Consider the following 19570-nt stretch of genomic DNA (forward strand, 5'->3'; position numbering starts at 1 on the left):
TATAAAATAAAGTTTTATGGGGGGTAAAATGAAAAAGTTTACTAGACAAGGAAAGATCTTAGAGTTAATTAAAAAATATGATATTGAGACACAAGAAGACTTAGCTGAACACTTAAAAAACATAGGTATAAACGTGACACAAGCTACTGTATCAAGAGATATAAAGGAACTAAGACTGGTTAAAGTACTAACTAAAAATGGCAAATACAAATACTCAGTAACTAAGAGTAACCATGAAGGCACTACAGATAGATTAATAAATATATTCAAAAATTCAATCATATCTATAGAGCCAGCTGGAAATTTAATAGTTATAAAAACGCTACCAGGAGCAGCACAGATATCTGCATCAGCTATAGACGTATTAAACCTAACAGAAATAGTTGGTACAATAGCAGGAGATGATTGTGTGTTTATAGCAGTTAAAGATATTGAAATTGTTAATTCTGTAATAGAAAGATTTGATGAATTAATAAAGTAGATACGGAGGTATTTAGATGCTTCTAAATATTAATATTTCTAATTATGCAATAATAGATAAAGTAAATATACATTTTGAAGAAGGATTTAATGTCTTAACAGGAGAGACAGGAGCAGGTAAATCTATAATAATCGGTGCATTAAACTTAATATTAGGGGGAAGATGTAATAAAGATAACATTAGGACTGGATATAACAAAGCAACTATACAGGCGCTTTTTAGCATAGATAAATTTGAAGATATAATAGAAGAACTTAGCGAATATGGTATTGAGATAGAAAGTGATAATACTATACTAATAACTAGAGAAGTGTATAGCTCTGGAAGGAGTGTATCTAGGATTAATGGTATAACTGTTACCATCTCAATGTTAAAGCATATTGCTAGTCAATTGGTAGATATACATAGTCAAAACGAACATCAATCTTTAACCAAAAAAGAAAAATATGTTAGCTTTATAGACATCCTAGGTGATAAAGATCATAAAAGCTTATTAAATAATGTAAAAATTGAATTCAATAAATTTACAAAACTAAAAAAGCAGTATAAAGAGCAATATATAGATGACATAGAAAAAGAAAGAAAAATGGAATTAATAAAATATCAAATAAACGAGATAGATAATTCAGAAATTAAGGAAAACGAAGATGAAGAATTAAACTCTGAATATAGTAAACTTACGAACATGGAGAGTATCCTTAGAAATGTTAATAGTACGTTATTAGAGTTAGATGCTGATAGTAATAACTCAATACTTAATAGATTAAATTATATATTAAGTATGATAACCGACGCTTTAAGCCATGATGATCAGCTAACATCACCAAAAGATACTATTCAATCTGTCATATATGATGTACAAGATGCTCAAATGGAACTTAGAAAGTACATAAATGAAGCAGAGTTTGACGCTCAGAGATTTGAAGAAATTAGATCTAGATTAGATACTATCAATACACTTAAAAGAAAATATGGTAAAACAATACAAGAAATAAAAGAATATAGAGATTCTTTAAAAATTGAATTAGATGATATATTGGATTTGGATAGAGAGCTAAGAAATATAAAGAACAATATTCAAGTTTCAAAAAGTAGATTAGAAGAACTTTGCAATAAATTAACTCATAATAGAGAGAATATATCAGGAAAATTAGTTAAAAATATTAACAGAGAATTAAAAGAAATAAATATGTCTAAAGCAGATTTCAAGATACAAATAAGTAAAGCTGAAAAATATCATGTTAATGGAAACGATGATATAGAATTTCTAATATCAACAAATTTAGGAGAAAGCCATAAGCCACTATATCGTATAGCATCAGGAGGTGAAATGTCTAGGATAAGCTTGTCATTTAAATCGATATTAGCAAAATTAGATGATTTAGATTGCCTAGTTTTCGACGAAATAGATACTGGTATAAGTGGGCAAACAGCTCATATGGTAGGTAAAAAAATTAAAAAGATTTCAGCTGTTAGACAAGTAATATGCATTACCCATTTGCCACAAATAGCTTCTTTAGCTGATGTACATTTCAGGATAGAAAAAAAGGAAAAAGATAATAAGACTTATACTGATGTATTAAAGCTAAATGATATGCAACGAATAGATGAAATATCTAGATTAATTGGTGGAGAAAATTTAACTCAAATAACAAAACAAACAGCTTCAGAACTTTTAAACCAAACAATATCATAATAATATTTAATTAATAAATTAATTACAAAGAGTTACTCTGAAAAAAGAGTGCTCTTTTTTTGTTTTTAATGATTAATTATTTGCTTTAAAACAAATAATAACTTATGTTCCGTCAAAAAAACTTATACTAAGAATTTATCGGAAATTTTAATTTTTGTTGGATTTATAATAAAAATTTGTGCAGAATAAATTGCCTCAAAAAAGGCTAAATTAAGTGTATACGAAGTAGTTAAAATGCAAAAAAGGAGGTGTTTTTGCAGGACAATTTAGACATAGGAGTGTGATTTCATTTGAAGAAATACTCTTCACCAAAAAAAATAATCTTTATAACATTAATATCTATAATGATATTATATGTTTTCCAAATATATAGTATTATATCAATACCTTCACAAATAGATATAGTAAAAGGTCAATCAGAAAAATTTAAGACTGTTTTTCCATTTACACTTAATATATTTGAAAAAAATAAGATTATAGAGAGTGATTCTGTAGGTTTTAACAAAATAAAGGCTTCTAAGACGTATGATTTAAAGTTTTTACAAAATGGGATAGCAACTATTGAATATAAATTATTTGATTTTATACCGATAAAAGATGTAAAATTAAATGTTATAGATAGAATAAAATTAGTTCCCGGGGGACATTCCATAGGTGTCAAACTTAATACAAAAGGAGTTTTGGTCGTAGCTCTTTCACAAATAACAGGGCTAGATGGCAAAAAGTATTGTCCAGCTAAAGAAGCTGGTGTAAAAATTGGAGATATAATACTTGAGATAGACAAAATAGCAGTAAATGATTCAAATCATGTTGTAGAGCTTTTAAATAATATAAAAGCTCCAACAAAGTTAGTAATAGAAAGAAATGGGCATAAGTTTGAAACTAAAGTCAATCCAATAAAATCAAACGAAGATAACTGTTATAGAATTGGTTTATGGGTAAGAGATAAGACAGCAGGTATAGGAACATTGACATTTTATCACAAAGAGACTAATAGCTTTGGAGCATTAGGGCATGGGATTCAAGATATTGACACAGGAAAACTAATACCTGTTAGAAAAGGAGAAATACTACATTCAAAAGTATCTTCTATAGATCAAGGGAAAAAAGGGAATCCAGGTGAAATAAAAGGTATATTTTACGATAGCAATAAGCCACTTGGAAACATTGAAAAAAACACAGTATTTGGTATCTATGGTAAAGGGATTGAAAATATCAAAAACCCATTAATACCTAATGCATTGCCAGCAGCTACAATAAATGAAATAAGATTGGGCAAAGCACATATATTAACAACAACCAAAGACAATAAAATAAAAAGATATGAGATAGAGATAGTTAAAAAAGAAAACCAAAGCAAGAAGAAAACAAAAAGTATGGTTATAAAAATAATAGATAAAGAACTGCTAAAGGAATCAGGAGGTATAGTTCAAGGAATGAGCGGAAGCCCTATTATTCAAAATGGCAAAATTATAGGTGCTGTAACACATGTTTTTGTAAATGATCCTACAAGAGGATATGGTATATATATTGAGTGGATGTTAGATGAGTGTGGTATAAAAGATGTAGAAGTAGGTAAATTGAGCAAATACAAGTCAAATTAGACTTGTATTTGTTGTTTTACATTACTAGCAGTATAAAAAAATAACTATTTTACATAAAAATAACAAAAAATAAAGATTTATTTAAATTTAAGAAGGAAACAATTTATTATTGTCGAATAAAAATAATTAGAATATTTTTTACTTTCTTAGGGGGTTATCTAATGGATAAAAAAATCAAAATTTTAGTAGCAGACGATAATAAAGATTTTTGTAGTATCTTAAACGAATATTTATCTACTCAATCAGATGTTGAAGTAATAGGACTAGCTAAAGACGGATTAGAAGCGCTAGAAATTATGTCAAGACAAATGCCTGACGTATTGATTTTAGACATAATAATGCCACATATTGATGGCTTGGGAGTATTAGAAAAATTAAATTCTATGAAGCTAGAACAATTCCCTAAAGTAGTTGTTTTATCAGCAGTTGGTCAAGATAAAATAACTCAAAGAGCTATAAACCTAGGCGCTGACTATTACGTAATTAAGCCTTTTGATTTTGAGATACTAATGACTAGAGTTAGACAATTAGCTGGAGTTGTGTCAACAACAGTAGAAAGAAGAACATCAAGTGATATTACTAATAAATTATATCAAGAGCCAAAGAAACCAAAAAGCTTAGAAGCAAGAATAACAAACATCATTCATGAAATAGGTGTACCTGCTCATATCAAAGGTTATCTTTATCTAAGAGAAGCTATAAGTATGGTAGTGGAAAGAGTAGAGCTTTTAAGTGCAGTAACAAAAGAACTATATCCATCAATAGCTAAAAGATATAATACAACACCAAGCAGAGTAGAAAGAGCAATAAGACATGCTATAGAAGTTGCTTGGAGTAGAGGCAAGATAGATACAATAAATAGCTTGTTTGGTTATACAGTTCATACCAACAAATAGTGAATTTATTGCAATGGTTGCAGATAAATTAAGAATAGAGGATTTATGTTCTTAATCAAATTTAATTATTAAAATGCAGTAAAAATAAAAGCTTAAGGCATCTTATATTTTACGTATAAGGTGTTTTTTGTTGGTTTATTATCATAAATAATATTATCATATATGATAAACTAATTTACTATATTTACTACTCATACTTTATTTAATTTCTGCAAAAAATATAATAACTCTCATTATAATATAAATCATTCTATTAAGAGGTGATACTTTGAAACGATTAAACTTAAAACATTTAAATAAAAACACAGAATTTGCTAAAGATCTAAGCCCTACATCGAGATTAATCGGTGGTTACTCTGGTAGAATAGGCGGATTAATGACAAAAAAATTAGTTGAAATTGGGGAAAAGCAACTTATAGACGGCAAATAATCATTATATAAGTAAAGTATTATCGAATATATTTGTGATTGAGAGTTTATATAAATTGGACTGTCTCTCGATGAGACAGTCCGTTATAATTACTATTTAACATATACCTTACCATCAGCATATTGAATAAGCTTTATTTTATTTTTGCCTAATATTTTACCAGATACTTTGTCTATTAAGGATACATATATCTCAAAATATATATTTTTACCTGAATTACCGTTGTTATGATTAGGAAGCCAATATATCTTTTCATTTAGTTTGCTATAGCTAGTTTTGCCTAATGGAGTAACAGTTAACTTGTCATATACTAGGAATTGCCCATAATTTGTACTCCATTTTGCTTGATAGTTATCTGTGCTTTCTAAATCAGGAGATTTAGCTAATAACCCTATTCCTATATTGGAGGTCTTGTAAGGATCATAGTAACTAGTATCTGATACAATCTGAACATTATCACTATAATAATAGCCCGCTGACATCTTATTAACTACTAAATTTGGTGTATGACTAAAAAAAACCAAAAGTGCCAATAATATTGATACTAAGTATTTAATATATTTCTTCATTATATCACCACTCTATCTAATTTAGTATTATTATTAGCATCAATAAAAAAAATATCCTAATATGCATATAATACTTTATTTTATATAGATATAGACTTATAATAAAGATATAAATTTATATAGGAGGTTTTTATGACTATTACCGAAAAAACTATTAGTTCAAAGAGAATATATGAAGGGAAAATAATAAACTTAAGAATAGATACTATAGAATTACCAGAGCAGAAGTACTCTAAAAGAGAAATTGTAGAGCATAATGGTGGATCAGCAGTTATACCTGTAACAGAAGATAACAAAATAATATTAGTAAAGCAGTTTAGAAAAGCTGCTGAGGAATATCTAATAGAAATACCCGCGGGTAAAATTGATCCTTCTGAAGACCCTAAAGATTGTGTAATTAGAGAGTTAGTAGAAGAGACAGGTATAAATGCTGGGAAGATAGAATTTTTATTTAAGTGTTATTCAACTCCAGGCTTTAGCAATGAAGTATTACACATATATGCAGCTTATGATCTAGAATTTGGTGCTCCTGCTCCTGATGAGGACGAATACATAGAAATCTTAAAATTAGATATAGATGAAGCAATAAAGATGATTTACGATGGAGAAATAAAAGATTGCAAAACTATATCTGCTATACTTGCTATAAGGCTTAAACTATCATAATAAATATCATATAAAATCTTGAGATAACTCATAAAATTATGGGCTATCTCTTTTTTTATGTAAAGGCTATTTTTTTGTAATTATAGTACAAGTTTTATAATACAAATATAATAAGTACAAGTTTATTAAGTAATGAAGGGAGTATTATATGACAAATTCTAATTTTAAAAGAAAAGCCAAAGAACATTTTGATAGATATACTGGTATATATTTGATTGTTATCATTTTTTTAATACTTGGAATAGCTGTTGGCTCAATAATGTCCAAAATACTTAAAGACTCACAAGTACAAAATTTAGTTAGCTTTTTAAACTCATATTTTAAAATTTTGGACAAATCTACAGTAGGAAGCATTGTATTATTAAAAAAATCTATACTGAATAACCTAAAAACCATAATGTTACTGTGGGTTTTTGGCCTTATAATTATAGGAGCACCTTTAACATTTTGCTTAATATCAATTAGAGGGTTTGTTATGGGCTTTACTGTTTCGTTTTTATTTAGAGAATACGGTATTAATGGGGCTTTATTTGCATTATTAGCTATATTACCTCAAAACATATTTATAATACCTGGATTAATAATTTTATCGGTAATATCTTTAAGCTATTCAGCAAGTGTTCTCAAAAACAAGAGACAAATTTATTATAAATCTGCAAGATACAAAAACTTACTCAATTATAGTTTAGCTATCGTATTAGCTAGTGTTATACTAGTTATTGGAAGCTTTATGGAAGCTTATATAACTCCTATGTTTATGAGACTTCTATTAAAAAGTTAATAAGAGTATAGAGGAAAATAAGCGTTTTTGTTGAATTATATAATTATCCGTGACAATAATATATAAAGGAGATTTATTGATGGATCTAACAAAAGAATTTATAAATTATCTATCCAAAGATAAAGAACTATCAAAAAACACTATTGAATGTTATAATAGAGATATTGGTCAATTTGATAGTTATATAAAAACAAAGGATATAAAGGATTTAAAGAGTGTCAATAAAACCGTTATCATAACTTATTTATTGCATATTCAAAATTTGGGGAAATCAAACTCCACAATATCTAGAAACTTGGCATCTTTAAGAACTTTCTATCAATATCTATTAAATAATGATATGATCAAGAGTGACCCAACTATAAACTTAAAATCACCAAAGCAGGAGAAAAAACTACCAAGTATACTAACCACAAATGAAGTAGAGCATTTGATAGCGCAACCAGATGCAAATACTCCAAAAGGTGTAAGAGATAAAGCAATGCTTGAGCTTTTATATGCTACAGGTATAAGAGTAAGTGAAATGATATCTCTAAATATCAATGATGTAAACTTAAAGCTTGGATTCTTAACAAGCTCAAAAAACACATCAAAATCACGAGTTATACCTATAGGCAAATTATCTATAACTGCTCTTAATACTTACCTTAATAAGTACAGAAATTATTTTACTAATAGCAACGAAGATGAACAAGCATTATTTTTAAATCATAACGGAAAACGGCTTAGTAGACAAGGTTTTTGGAAGATAATAAAGTATTACGCTAAAAGAGCAAATATAGATAAAAAAATAACACCTCAAACCTTTAGACATTCTTTTGCAGTCCACTTATTACAAAATGGTGCGGACCTCAAATCCATACAAGAAATGTTGGGACATTCAGATATTTCTACTACACAAGTATATACTCAGCTGAATAATGTAAGAATAAAAGAAGTATATCAAAAAGCGCATCCAAGAGCGTAATAATAAACAAAGGAGTAAAATAAGATGAAGAAATCATTAGAGTACATTCAAAAGCAAATAGGAGATTTTAAACCAGAAGTAGGGCTTATATTAGGCTCTGGTTTAGGTATATTAGCAGATGAAATAAAAAACAAAATAGAAATAGGCTACGATGATATTCCAGAGTTTCCAAAGTCAACAGTCCATGGACACAAAGGACAACTTGTGCTTGGTGAATTGGAAGGTAAAAAAGTAATCGCTATGCAAGGACGTTTTCATTATTATGAAGGTTACAAAATGACAGATGTGACTATGCCAGTAAGAGTAATGAAACTATTAGGCGTAGATAAATTGATGATAACAAATGCTGCTGGTGGAGTGAACAAAGAGTTCAAACCGGGAGATTTAATGCTAATAACTGACCATATAAATTTCGGATTTGATAATCCATTAATGGGTAAAAACATGGAGGAATTTGGCCCAAGGTTCCCAGATATGTCCCATGCTTATAATCCTGAACTAATAGCTATAGCTAGAAAGTCAGCAAAGAACATTAGCCTTGATTTACAGGAAGGTGTATACATGTTCTTTACAGGACCGACTTATGAAACACCTGCTGAAATAAGAATGGCTAGAATACTCGGAGCAGATGCAGTAGGTATGTCAACAGTACCAGAAGTAATAGCAGCAGTACATTCTGATATGAAGGTTATAGGCATATCATGTATCACAAATATGGCTGCTGGTATACTTGATCAGCCACTAAATCATGAAGAAGTTATAGAAACAACACAGAGAGTAAAGAGCAGATTTATAGCATTTGCTAAAGAAATACTAAAGAATATCTAGGAGGTAAATATATGTTATCAAAAATAAAAGAAGCATCAGAGTATATTAAATCAAAAATAGATATCAAACCTGAAATCGGCTTAATTCTGGGTTCTGGATTAGGTGATTTAGCAAATGAAATAACTGATGAAGTAATTATAAAGTATGATGAGATACCAAATTTTCCAGTATCTACGATAGAAGGTCATGCTGGTAATTTTGTGTTTGGAACACTCGAAAATAAAAAAGTTGCAGCAATGCAAGGACGTTTTCACTATTACGAAGGCTACTCTATGGAGGAAGTTGTATTTCCTGTAAGAGTTATGAAAGAACTTGGTATCGACAGTATTATTATCACAAATGCTTGTGGTGGTATGAACAAAGATTTATACGCAGGGGCATTAATGCTTATAGAAGACCATATAAACTTCATGGGTGACAATCCATTGATAGGAAAAAACTATAAAGAATTAGGTCCTCGTTTTCCAGATATGTCTCATGCTTATGACAAAAATCTTATAGACATAGCTACTAAAGTAGCCAATGATATAGGTATCGAAGTAAAAAAAGGTGTATACGCCGCTATCAGTGGCCCATACTATTTCTCTAGAGCTGAGCTAGGAATGCTTAGAACAATTGGTGGAGATGTAATAGGTATGTCAACAGTGCCAGAAGTAATAGTTGCTAATCATTCTGGTATGAAAGTTTTAGGTATATCATGTATTACGGATATGGCTATAGCAGAAGAAATTCAATCCATAAGCCATGAAGAAGTTATAGAAGTTGCAAATAGGACAAAACCTAAATTTATAAAATTGACTAAAAAAATACTAGAGATGATGTAATATTGAGTTATTCTTTAATATATAAAAAATATAAGTTAAGGGAGAATTAATTTTCCGTTAACTTATATTTTATCTATTTCACAACAATTACTAGATATATAATTTGGTAAGATACTATTAAAGTAATCCTACATTTCTTGTAAGCTCATTACCAGTATTAAGAGCTAATGTAGTAGTAGCTATTTGCCTAGCTTCACGAATATTTTCATAACTTGTATTTAATAATATTGAATTAGCTATTAATTTATCTATTTGGACACTAGCTGTGAGGTCAGATATAAAATCAATATCAGCAGTTGATTTAGTCGATAAACATATTTTCAGATCTACAGGTATAGTACAATTACAATTAATAGAATTCAATTCACCTAATGCTACTAAAGAATTATTATTCAAAAGTCTATATCTAACGTTGGAAACATTTGTGATTTCAATATCTTCAACACTAAAGCCTACAGGCATATTGCTTTCAATAATAATTTGACTACATGGGATTTCCCTGAGGTCAAGATTTGTTATCTCAAATTTATAATCTAAAATAAGCATATTATTTTTCCATGTTACGGACTGCATCGCTGGCAATATTGTAACATTTCTAGAATAATTGTATTTATCACATGCTTTTTGCAACACAAACACATCCTTTCTATACTATTATATATGAATATATATGCACTATATTAAAATGTTCATTCGGTTAGATAACAATAATCAGTATTTACTTTAATATTTTTTATAAAATTGATAGTTATGTCTTTGAAAATCCTACAAGCCTTTTCTTCTATAGCAAATATAGTATTGTATTTTTTTTCTATTGAACCTATGCATAGTCCAGAACAAAATCCTTCAAGCATACAACCTCTACATTTAGCGCAATTATCATATCCTCTACTTACAGATGATTTATAATTATGTGATGCAAGTATACTATCAATACATTTTATATTACCAAAGTGTGCAGAGGTACTTTTACATGCAAAGGTTTCTCCATTGGGTTCAATGCTAAGTTTACTACTGCATCCAGCACAAGCTTTACTACCGCGTATCAAATTAATTGGAGCATCCCTATTAATTTGATTAAATATATCTGCCCATGTACTATTTACATTTATATCGTATTTTCTAGCATAATCTAAGATTTCAATAGTTTTATTAACTAACTTATCTATATTCTTTTTATCTTCATAATAATTGATGTCTAGTTCGTGAGTTACCACAAGCTTTTTAATATTATTCTTATTTAAAAAATCAAACAACAGATTAACATCAAAAGCATCTATATTTTGTTTTGTTAATGCTGAATTTATAATTATAGTAGCACCATATTTGTTTAATAAATCTACTTTAGATTGTATCATTTTATTAAAAGCTTCTGCTTGGCCTGTTCTTTTATTAATAGAAGGAGAATCAAAGCTTAAAACAACATGCACACCATTTTTTGCTAGTGTTTTTGCTATCTTATCGTCTATTAAAGAACCATTAGTTACCATAGAGTATAAAATACATACACCTTTGCTTAAACCATTTTTATAAGTATCAAATATTTGCTGCATTAAAGGAAAATTACATAAAGGTTCTCCACCAAAAAATTCTACGGTTATATACATTATATTATTATTTTTAGCTAGATTAATAAGAGTATCTATAGATTTACTAGCTATTTCAAAACTCATTAATTGATTGTCTTTTGATTTTTGAAGTTTAAATCTCTCCTTAGAACTATATATAGATTTCATAAAGCAGTATTCACAGTTAAAATTACAAGTATTACTTACAATTAGTTGTATAGAGTCAATAAATTCCCCTTTATTTAGACAGCCTAATCTTCGTTTTTTTTCCTTTTGAACTATTTTATATTCGTCCACATAATCTTTAACTATAAAATATCTGTCTTTTAAAATCTTAATAACTCTATCTGTTTTTTTTTTGTCTTTATATTCTAATATGTCTTCTAATGAACAGGGCTTCTTAAATTTTTTAAGCAAATCTATAACATTATTATTAACTATAAGTAGTCCACCAAAGAGAGAATTAAATAAAGCATAGTCATTCTCGCGTTCAATTATTTTTAGATAATTTGAACATTTATACATAGCTAATACACTCCTAATTAATTGTTTTTATTATATAATATATTAATTATAATACGTTGATGTGAAATATATTGATTGGATTGTATAAGTTGAATAAGTTATTAATATAACACTTAATTATATTTCTTCCTTATTTTCCCTCGTGTAAGTTAAATATCTGATGGACAACATAAAAATATAAAATGAGGAGGGATAATATGAAATCGAGAATAAAAATATTATGTAGCGTTATTTTAATATTTGCTATCATGTTAGCTTCAACAAATTTTGCTTATGCATCACCTCCATTTAAAATTAACGCAAAATCATCTATTTTGATTGATGCAAAATCTGGTAAAGTTCTATATGAACATAATGTTCATGACAAGCTTCCTCCTGCTAGCATAACTAAAATAATGGTATTGCTTTTAGCTATGGAAGCTCTTGATAGCAATGCAATAAAACTAACAGATAGCATAACAGTAAGCGAATACGCAGCAAGTATGGGTGGTAGTCAAGTATATTTGGAAGCCGGTGAGGTTAATACAGTAGACAATATATTAAAAGCAGTAGCGATAAGATCTGGAAATGATGCATCAGTTGCATTAGCAGAACATATAGCAGGATCAGAAGAACTTTTCTTAAAGAAAATGAATGCTAAAGCTAAAGCACTCGGCATGAAAAATACTCACTTTTCTAATGTAACAGGTTTTGATCGAGATGATCATTATACATCAGCTTATGATATAAGCCTAATGAGCAAAGAGCTTTTAAAACACAAGCAAATTACAAAATGGACAAATATTTGGATGACTACAATAAAAGTCGGCAAAAAACATGATATTGATCAAGGTTTGGTTAATACAAATAGACTAATTAGATTTTATAAAGGTGCAAGTGGTTTAAAAACAGGCTACACTAGTAAATCTGGTCATTGTTTGTCAGCTTGTGCTACAAGAGGAGAATTATCATTAATAAGTGTAGTACTTGGTTGTAGTAGTTCTAATATTAGATTTTCAGAATCTAAGAAATTGTTAGACTATGGTTTCGCAACCTATGATTCAGTTAAAATATGCGATAAAAATAATAAAATAGACTCAATTAATATAACAAAAGGAAAAGAAGAGAAAATAAATGTATATGCATCAGACGATCTCTATGCATTAGTAACTAAAGGAAATAAAGGCAAAATAGAAAAGAAACTTATATTACCTGATAGTCTCCAATGTCCTTTAAAAAAAGGTGATAAAGTTGGAGAATTAATTATAACTATGAACAATAAAGTAGTAGGACGGGTAGATTTAATTATACAAAAAGATATAAAAAAGGCAAATATACTAGACATGTTTGAAAAAGTATTTAGTCTTATAACTAGAGACATAGATAAAAAATAACTTTTTATAAAAAGATTGTATTACAAAACAAGCATATCACTTTGATATGCTTGTTTAGATTGATGACAAAGTCATCAAGATAGCAAACTTTAGTAAAAGTTCAATTTCAAGGCGTGTTAAAATTGAGTAGCAGAGCTTACTTAGAGGTAAGTGAGCAACGGAAATTTTAACAACAACGCAGAAATTGGGCTTTTGTCTATGGTCAGACAAGCATATCACTTTGATATGCTTGTTTTAATTGATAACATAATACTAATTACCTATAGAAATAAATCTTATATTTTTATATTTGAGTTTTTTATCAAAAGGTTATAAAATATATATAGTAACTATTTTAGTAAGGAGATACAACATGGAGTATAAAGTAATATTAGATTCTTTTGAAGGTCCTTTAGATTTGCTATTGCATTTAATAGACAAATCAGAAGTAGATATTTATGATATTTCAATAGCAGAAATTACAGACCAGTACATTGAGTATCTAAAAAAAATGGAAGAACTAGATTTAGAAATAACAAGTGAATTCTTAGTTATGGCAGCAACACTACTAGAAATTAAATCTAAAATGCTTCTTCCTATAGAGAAAAAAGAAAAACTATTTGACGAAGATGAAATAGATCCTAGACAGGAACTTATTGAAAAGCTTATAGAGTACAGAAGATTTAAAGCTGCAGCTATAGAGCTAAAAGATAGAGAAGTTATCCAAAGCATGATTTATTCAAAGCCAAGAGAAGATATAGCAGAATTGATAGATGATGCTGTTCAATTATCAATAGATGGAATAGAGTTAAACACTTTAGTTAACGCCTTACATAAATTGATGAAAAAAAATAGACAAACTATTTCTGAGCCTACTTTTACCAATATAAATAGAGATTCAATAACTATAGAAGAGAGCATGGATAATATACTTGCTACTCTTTATATTGTAAAAAATATAAGCTTTGAAGACATTTTTAAAGAAACAACAAATAGATTTGAAATAGTAGTTACTTTTCTAGCTTTACTCGAGTTAATAAAATTAGAAAAAATATCAGTCAAGCAAGAAAACAGTTTTAAACAAATAAATATTAAACTACGCAATAATTAATAAGATAATATTTGGAGGATTATATGGAAATCAAAGAAATTAAATCAATAATAGAATCATTACTTTTCGCTTGGGGTGATCCTTTATCAATTAAAGATATAGCTGATGTATTGAATATAGATAAAAAGAAAGCTAGCTTATTACTACAAGAGATGATGGAAGAATTAGATAAAGATAAAAGAGGACTGCAAATAGTGCAAACCAATAAATCTTATCAAATTTGCACAAGACCACAGTATTATCCATGGATTAGCAAACTTTGTTCACCTAAAAACAGTAAAGGGTTAACAAATACAGCACTTGAAACACTATCTATAGTTGCTTATAAACAACCTATAACAAAAGCTGAAATAGAAGCAATAAGAGGTGTTAGATGTGATAGAGCAATTAGGTATTTGATAGAACAAAATCTTATCTCAGAGGTTGGTAAGCTTGATAAGCCCGGTAGACCAAGAATATTTGGAACAACAGATGATTTTTTAAGGTACTTCGGGATAAAAAATATTTCAGAATTGCCTAAATTAAATATATTAGAAAAAAATATAGAAGAAGAGACACATGAATAAAATAAATCATGTGTCTTTTTTGGTGAATATGGTAAAAATATAAATATACCCTAAATTATTCACAGAAAAATAATAACTATATTGCATCCTTCTAATTACAATATATCCATCACTTTTTTACAGTACCGCCCAGTACGCTTTCAAAATCACTGAAATACTGTAATTTAGAAAACTACAGCATATTTATCAAAGTTCCCATGAATAATTCAGGATAATAACTTGAAAGGTGAATTTATATGAAAATATTATTCATAATAATTTTAATAATTTTATTATTTGTATTAATGCCTATATACATAAAAATAGATCTAAAAAGGATTAGGAGTTTTAAAGGTAAGGTTAAAGTAACTCTTTTATTTCTACCTTTAATTGAAATTATATTTATAAATGATAACAATTTGCAAATTAGGATACTTCATCTCATCAAATTAAATAAAGATGTAGACAAGTTTTTAAATAACAAAAAAGTAGAAGAAAAGAAATCTTTCAAAGATTATATGCACATGTATAAAGCAATTAAAGCATTACTACCAAATCTATTAGCACCATTCAAATTAAAAAAGCTAGTTATCTATACTAATGTAGGATTTAGAGATCCGGCTCTTACAGCTATATTCAATGGTTTTATGAACCTTATAGTATATACTATTTTAGGTATCGTTTTAAATGTAGTTGATTTTGACAAATATGATATAGATATGAGAGCAGACTTTGAGCATCAAAAGAAAGATATTGAATTTAACTGTATAATTCTTTTTAGATTGGCTTATATTATTATTACGGGAATAAAACTATTGATGAAAATAAATAAAAATAAAGAACTAAAAATAAATAAAATCGAAGTAACGTAAATATGAGGAGGTAATCATATGTCAAATCATCCAATAGAAGCTCTTATGACTACTACCATGGAAAATTTAAAACAAATGGTTGATGTCAATACAATAGTTGGTGATCCGGTTGAGACAAAAGACGGTACAGTCATAATACCAATATCTCAAGTATCATTAGGCTTTGCTTCAGGTGGAGCTGAATATGGAAAAAAGAAACATAGACAAGAAAGTATTGATACAGACAGTAAAAATGAACAAGCAAAAGGATATCCTTTTGGTGGGGGTTCAGGTGCAGGTGTATCAGTTAGACCATCAGCTTTTATAGTTGTAGGTCATGGTCAGATGAAGCTTCTACCAGTTGACAACGGCTCAAACGTAGTAAATAATTTCCTAGACCTAATACCATTTATAGCTGAACATTTACACAACAAAATAACTACAAAGAAAACAAAAACAGTAGTAAAAAAAGAAAAATACAAAGTTGATGAACATGACCGTGAGCATGACCACGACCGACACCATGAGCGAGAACGTGATTATGATGATTATGATCGAGATTAGATAACAAATTTATTGAGGGATGTCTTAGCAGACATCTTCTTTTACGTAAAAATACAATAATTATATGTCTTAACATATTTTTGTCAGTATTTAAACAAAAATATAACAAAAAATATTTTTGCACGAAGAAAGCAAGAGGTGAAAAAATTGAAAACTAAAAAAATTATAAGTTTATTGATTATAATATCAATATTAACCATCACTATATCAACAGCAAAATCAAATAATGTAAATGTGTCTAGTCAAAGCAGTATATTAATGGAAAGATATACAGGTAGAGTGCTATATGCTCAAAACAGTAATAAAAAATTACCTATGGCTAGCACAACTAAAATAATGACTGCATTAGTGGCATTAGAATACGGTCACTTAAATGAAATGGTAAATATTCATCCAAAAAGCATTGGTGTAGAAGGCTCAAGTATATACCTAAAGCACAATGAAAAAATACCATTAATTGATTTAATATATGGATTGATGCTCAGATCAGGCAATGATGCAGCAACTGCAATAGCTTACCATATAGGTAAATCAATAGATGGTTTTGTAGCCCTCATGAATTATAAAGCCAAAGAATTAGGAGCAAAAAATACAAACTTCACAAATCCTCATGGATTGCACCATGATAGTCACTATACTACAGCTTATGATTTAGCATTGATAACCAGAGCAGCTATGAATAATGAAGAATTTAAGAAAATATCTAAAACTAGATTATATGTTTCTAATGGCAGTATAAAAAGATATTTTTATAATAAAAACAAAACTCTCTGGCAATTTGATGGAGGCGATGGAGGAAAAACAGGATATACTAAAACCGCAGGTAGATGCTTAGTTTCAACAGCAACAAGGAATGGTATGCAATTAATTTCAGTAGTATTAAATGATGGTAATTGGTTTAACGACTGCTATAATTTAATGAGTTATGGATTTGAAAAATACTCTCCAAATGTAATATTACAAAAAAATCAATTCATTAAAAATATAACAGTGCAAGGTGGAAAACAAGACTATACTTCTGTAGTTAATAGTGCTGATATCATATTACCATTAACTGAAGAAGAGCAAAATGACATAAAATTAATTTTCGATATACCAAATAGTGTAAAAGCTCCATTAACCAAAAAAACAAAAATAGGAACCGCCAAGGTATTTCTTAAAGGTGAGTTAATCTGCTTGGCAAATTTATACCCATATAGAGCAATAGCTAAAAAATCGGCTAAAGATAAACTAATAGATTTTATTTACAACATTTTTGATTAATATTAAATAACCTTATCGGTGAAATAGATAAGGTTATTTTGTTGTGTAAATATTTAAGAAGTATTAAAAGGAAATTAGGTACGTATATAGAATACAACAATGAATACATAAAAAAACTATATCATAAAAAGGAGTGAAGTTATGAAAAGCATTGAAAATTTTATACTTGAAAAGAATATCAAGATAAGAGGGTATAGTCATGAAAAATGCGTTAGACTAATCACCCCATTTCTATATTCTTATAGTGGTGATTCTAATAAATTACCTTCGCTAATAGAACACATAATGAATCTAGATCTTGATATTAAAAAAATAAGAACCGCTTGCTTTAATGGTAAATTTTACGAAGATAAACTAGTAAAACCTTTTAAAATGGATTTATACATACATTATAATGATTACGAAATATACGTTTATTATTTTTCTAATATAGAAGATGTTAACAAACTCAAAGAAGAATATCCATTATCTAAAAATGAATATAGACTTATAATCTATGAAAATAATATGAAAGATATAGTTACTAAATTTACTAGCGAAAAATGCATTATTTTTCCAAGCTATAAAATTAATCAATTAATTGATAGTACTCATAGCATAAAAGGGGGGATAATATGAACAAAAACTATGATAAACGTTTTAAACATACAGCATGGTTCACAAACGCAAGGTTCGGTATGTTCATTCACTGGGGACTATATGCTATACCTGCTAGAGGTGAATGGATAAGAAGTATGGAAAGAATAAGTAACGAAGAATATCAGCAATATTTTGATGAATTTAATCCAACATCCTACAATCCAAAAAAATGGGCTAAGTTAGCAAAAAAAGCAGGCATGAAATATGTTATCATGACTACAAAACATCATGATGGATTCTGCTTGTTTGATAGCAAACTGACTGAGTATAAGACTACTAATACACCTGCTAAAAGGGACTTAATCAAAGAATATGTAGAAGCCTTTAGAGCAGAAGGACTAAAAATAGGTTTCTATTACTCACTAATAGATTGGTATCATGAAGATTATCCTGCATATGGAGATAGAATACACCCTATGCGAGATAATATTAATTACAAAAATAAAAAGCACAATTTCAGTAACTACTTAGAGTATTTACATGGTCAAGTAAAAGAACTTTTAACTGACTACGGCAAAATAGATATAATTTGGTTTGATTTCTCTTATGATGATATGGCAGGTGAAAAATGGCAAGCTACTAAGCTAGTAAACATGGTTAGAATGTTACAGCCTGGTATAATTATAAATAATAGATTAGATGAAAAAGCAAATATAGAAATTAATGATCCTCCAATATATACTGGAGATTTTGGTTCTCCTGAGCAAATCATCCCACCTGAGGGTATTATAAATGCTCAAGGAAAGCCTTTACCTTGGGAAGCCTGTATAACACTCAATGACAACTGGGGATATAAAAGTGATGATAATAATTATAAATCTACCAAAACAATTATAAGGACACTAGTCGAATGTGTAAGTAAAAACGGTAATCTACTATTGAATATTGGTCCTGATGCAAAAGGAAACATACCTAAAAAGTCTATACAAATACTAGAAGAAGTAGGAGCATGGATGTCAAATAACAGTGATAGTATATATAACTGTGGTAAATCACAGCTAGATAAACCAGAATGGGGACGTTACACAGCAAGTAAAAACAAAATCTACGCTCATATATACGATAGAGGTATAGGCCCTGTTAATTTTAGAAACTTAAAAGGTAAAATATCAAAAGTAAGATTAGTGTCAGACAGGTCTGAAATTAAGCTATCTAATTACTGGACTACCTTAGATTTCCCTAAAGATGCATTTATCGATTTTGCTAGTGCAGATTTACCAAATGAAATTGATACAGTAGTAGAAATAACTCTAAAGTAAAATGTTGATATAAAAAGAGCAACCTCAATCATGAGTTTGTTCTTTTATTTATGTAATGTATATAACAGAGTAGTTTTAAGTAACAAAATCAAGATATAAAAATATTCTAATATTAGATATGTATTTTACCTCAAAAAAAAGGGGGAATTAC

Annotated in this window: 20 protein-coding genes and 1 pseudogene; 18 read left to right on the forward strand and 3 right to left on the reverse strand. The window is 28.5% G+C overall.

Going from position 1 to position 19570, the window contains the following annotated elements; translation table 11 throughout:
- Nucleotides 1-28: 28 nt before the first annotated feature.
- The 5 genes and pseudogenes from P3X86_RS03205 to P3X86_RS03225 all read left to right on the forward strand — a co-directional run bounded on the left by P3X86_RS03205 (nucleotide 29) and on the right by P3X86_RS03225 (nucleotide 5107).
- Nucleotides 29-481, forward strand: coding sequence for an arginine repressor (locus P3X86_RS03205; RefSeq protein ID WP_483291183.1), 453 nt, complete (start codon nucleotides 29-31; stop codon nucleotides 479-481).
- 16 nt (nucleotides 482-497) lie between these two features.
- Nucleotides 498-2177, forward strand: a complete 1680-nt coding sequence (recN, locus tag P3X86_RS03210; protein WP_483291184.1) for a DNA repair protein RecN — start codon at nucleotides 498-500, stop codon at nucleotides 2175-2177.
- Nucleotides 2178-2467: 290 nt separating this feature from the next.
- On the forward strand, nucleotides 2468-3781 hold the full coding sequence (gene spoIVB / locus P3X86_RS03215) for a SpoIVB peptidase (protein WP_483291185.1): 1314 nt from the start codon (nucleotides 2468-2470) through the stop codon (nucleotides 3779-3781).
- Between the two features lie 161 nt (nucleotides 3782-3942).
- Nucleotides 3943-4732, forward strand: a pseudogene (gene spo0A, locus P3X86_RS03220) (sporulation transcription factor Spo0A).
- 213 nt (nucleotides 4733-4945) lie between these two features.
- The gene (locus tag P3X86_RS03225; RefSeq protein WP_483291186.1) at nucleotides 4946-5107 is read left to right on the forward strand and encodes an alpha/beta-type small acid-soluble spore protein; all 162 of its coding nucleotides are present in this window, start codon (nucleotides 4946-4948) and stop codon (nucleotides 5105-5107) included.
- Between the two features lie 92 nt (nucleotides 5108-5199).
- Here P3X86_RS03225 and P3X86_RS03230 read toward each other — a convergent pair whose 3' ends face one another.
- Nucleotides 5200-5676 (reverse strand): hypothetical protein, encoded by a 477-nt coding sequence (locus P3X86_RS03230; RefSeq protein ID WP_483291187.1) that lies wholly within the window; start codon nucleotides 5674-5676, stop codon nucleotides 5200-5202.
- A gap of 132 nt (nucleotides 5677-5808) precedes the next feature.
- Between P3X86_RS03230 and P3X86_RS03235 the strand changes: the two genes are divergently transcribed.
- From P3X86_RS03235 to P3X86_RS03255, 5 genes are all read left to right on the forward strand, one after another.
- Nucleotides 5809-6342 (forward strand): NUDIX hydrolase, encoded by a 534-nt coding sequence (locus tag P3X86_RS03235; protein WP_483291188.1) that lies wholly within the window; start codon nucleotides 5809-5811, stop codon nucleotides 6340-6342.
- 148 nt (nucleotides 6343-6490) lie between these two features.
- Nucleotides 6491-7123: a stage II sporulation protein M gene (gene spoIIM / locus P3X86_RS03240; protein ID WP_483291189.1), complete on the forward strand. Its 633-nt coding sequence runs from the start codon at nucleotides 6491-6493 to the stop codon at nucleotides 7121-7123.
- 79 nt (nucleotides 7124-7202) lie between these two features.
- Nucleotides 7203-8090, forward strand: coding sequence for a site-specific tyrosine recombinase XerD (gene xerD, locus P3X86_RS03245; protein WP_483291190.1), 888 nt, complete (start codon nucleotides 7203-7205; stop codon nucleotides 8088-8090).
- 24 nt (nucleotides 8091-8114) lie between these two features.
- Entirely contained in the window at nucleotides 8115-8918 is an 804-nt protein-coding gene (locus tag P3X86_RS03250) for a purine-nucleoside phosphorylase (RefSeq protein ID WP_483291191.1), read from the forward strand.
- Nucleotides 8919-8929: 11 nt separating this feature from the next.
- Entirely contained in the window at nucleotides 8930-9742 is an 813-nt protein-coding gene (locus P3X86_RS03255; protein WP_483291192.1) for a purine-nucleoside phosphorylase, read from the forward strand.
- Between the two features lie 117 nt (nucleotides 9743-9859).
- Here P3X86_RS03255 and P3X86_RS03260 read toward each other — a convergent pair whose 3' ends face one another.
- Complete coding sequence (locus P3X86_RS03260) at nucleotides 9860-10375, reverse strand: hypothetical protein (RefSeq protein WP_483291193.1); 516 nt, start codon at nucleotides 10373-10375, stop codon at nucleotides 9860-9862.
- Nucleotides 10376-10431: 56 nt separating this feature from the next.
- Nucleotides 10432-11835, reverse strand: a complete 1404-nt coding sequence (locus P3X86_RS03265) for a radical SAM protein (protein ID WP_483291194.1) — start codon at nucleotides 11833-11835, stop codon at nucleotides 10432-10434.
- A gap of 197 nt (nucleotides 11836-12032) precedes the next feature.
- On the opposite strand from P3X86_RS03265, the gene P3X86_RS03270 reads away from it, so the two are divergent.
- From P3X86_RS03270 to P3X86_RS03305, 8 genes are all read left to right on the forward strand, one after another.
- Nucleotides 12033-13208, forward strand: a complete 1176-nt coding sequence (locus P3X86_RS03270) for a D-alanyl-D-alanine carboxypeptidase family protein (RefSeq protein ID WP_483291195.1) — start codon at nucleotides 12033-12035, stop codon at nucleotides 13206-13208.
- 352 nt (nucleotides 13209-13560) lie between these two features.
- Nucleotides 13561-14298, forward strand: a complete 738-nt coding sequence (locus P3X86_RS03275) for a segregation and condensation protein A (protein ID WP_483291196.1) — start codon at nucleotides 13561-13563, stop codon at nucleotides 14296-14298.
- Nucleotides 14299-14321: 23 nt separating this feature from the next.
- Nucleotides 14322-14864 carry an SMC-Scp complex subunit ScpB gene (gene scpB, locus P3X86_RS03280; protein WP_483291197.1) on the forward strand — a complete coding sequence of 181 codons (543 nt, stop codon included), beginning with the start codon at nucleotides 14322-14324 and terminating at the stop codon, nucleotides 14862-14864.
- A 236-nt stretch (nucleotides 14865-15100) separates the two neighbouring features.
- Nucleotides 15101-15715, forward strand: a complete 615-nt coding sequence (locus tag P3X86_RS03285) for a DUF2953 domain-containing protein (RefSeq protein ID WP_483291198.1) — start codon at nucleotides 15101-15103, stop codon at nucleotides 15713-15715.
- 18 nt (nucleotides 15716-15733) lie between these two features.
- The gene (ytfJ, locus tag P3X86_RS03290; protein ID WP_483291199.1) at nucleotides 15734-16258 is read left to right on the forward strand and encodes a GerW family sporulation protein; all 525 of its coding nucleotides are present in this window, start codon (nucleotides 15734-15736) and stop codon (nucleotides 16256-16258) included.
- A 147-nt stretch (nucleotides 16259-16405) separates the two neighbouring features.
- Nucleotides 16406-17521 (forward strand): D-alanyl-D-alanine carboxypeptidase family protein, encoded by a 1116-nt coding sequence (locus P3X86_RS03295; RefSeq protein WP_483291200.1) that lies wholly within the window; start codon nucleotides 16406-16408, stop codon nucleotides 17519-17521.
- Nucleotides 17522-17662: 141 nt separating this feature from the next.
- Complete coding sequence (locus P3X86_RS03300; RefSeq protein WP_483291201.1) at nucleotides 17663-18139, forward strand: hypothetical protein; 477 nt, start codon at nucleotides 17663-17665, stop codon at nucleotides 18137-18139.
- Entirely contained in the window at nucleotides 18136-19419 is a 1284-nt protein-coding gene (locus tag P3X86_RS03305; protein ID WP_483291202.1) for an alpha-L-fucosidase, read from the forward strand. The genes P3X86_RS03300 and P3X86_RS03305 overlap by 4 nt, the downstream gene beginning before the upstream one ends.
- Nucleotides 19420-19570: the final 151 nt, after the last annotated feature.

The organism is Abyssisolibacter sp. ZYX002, from assembly GCF_056892235.1.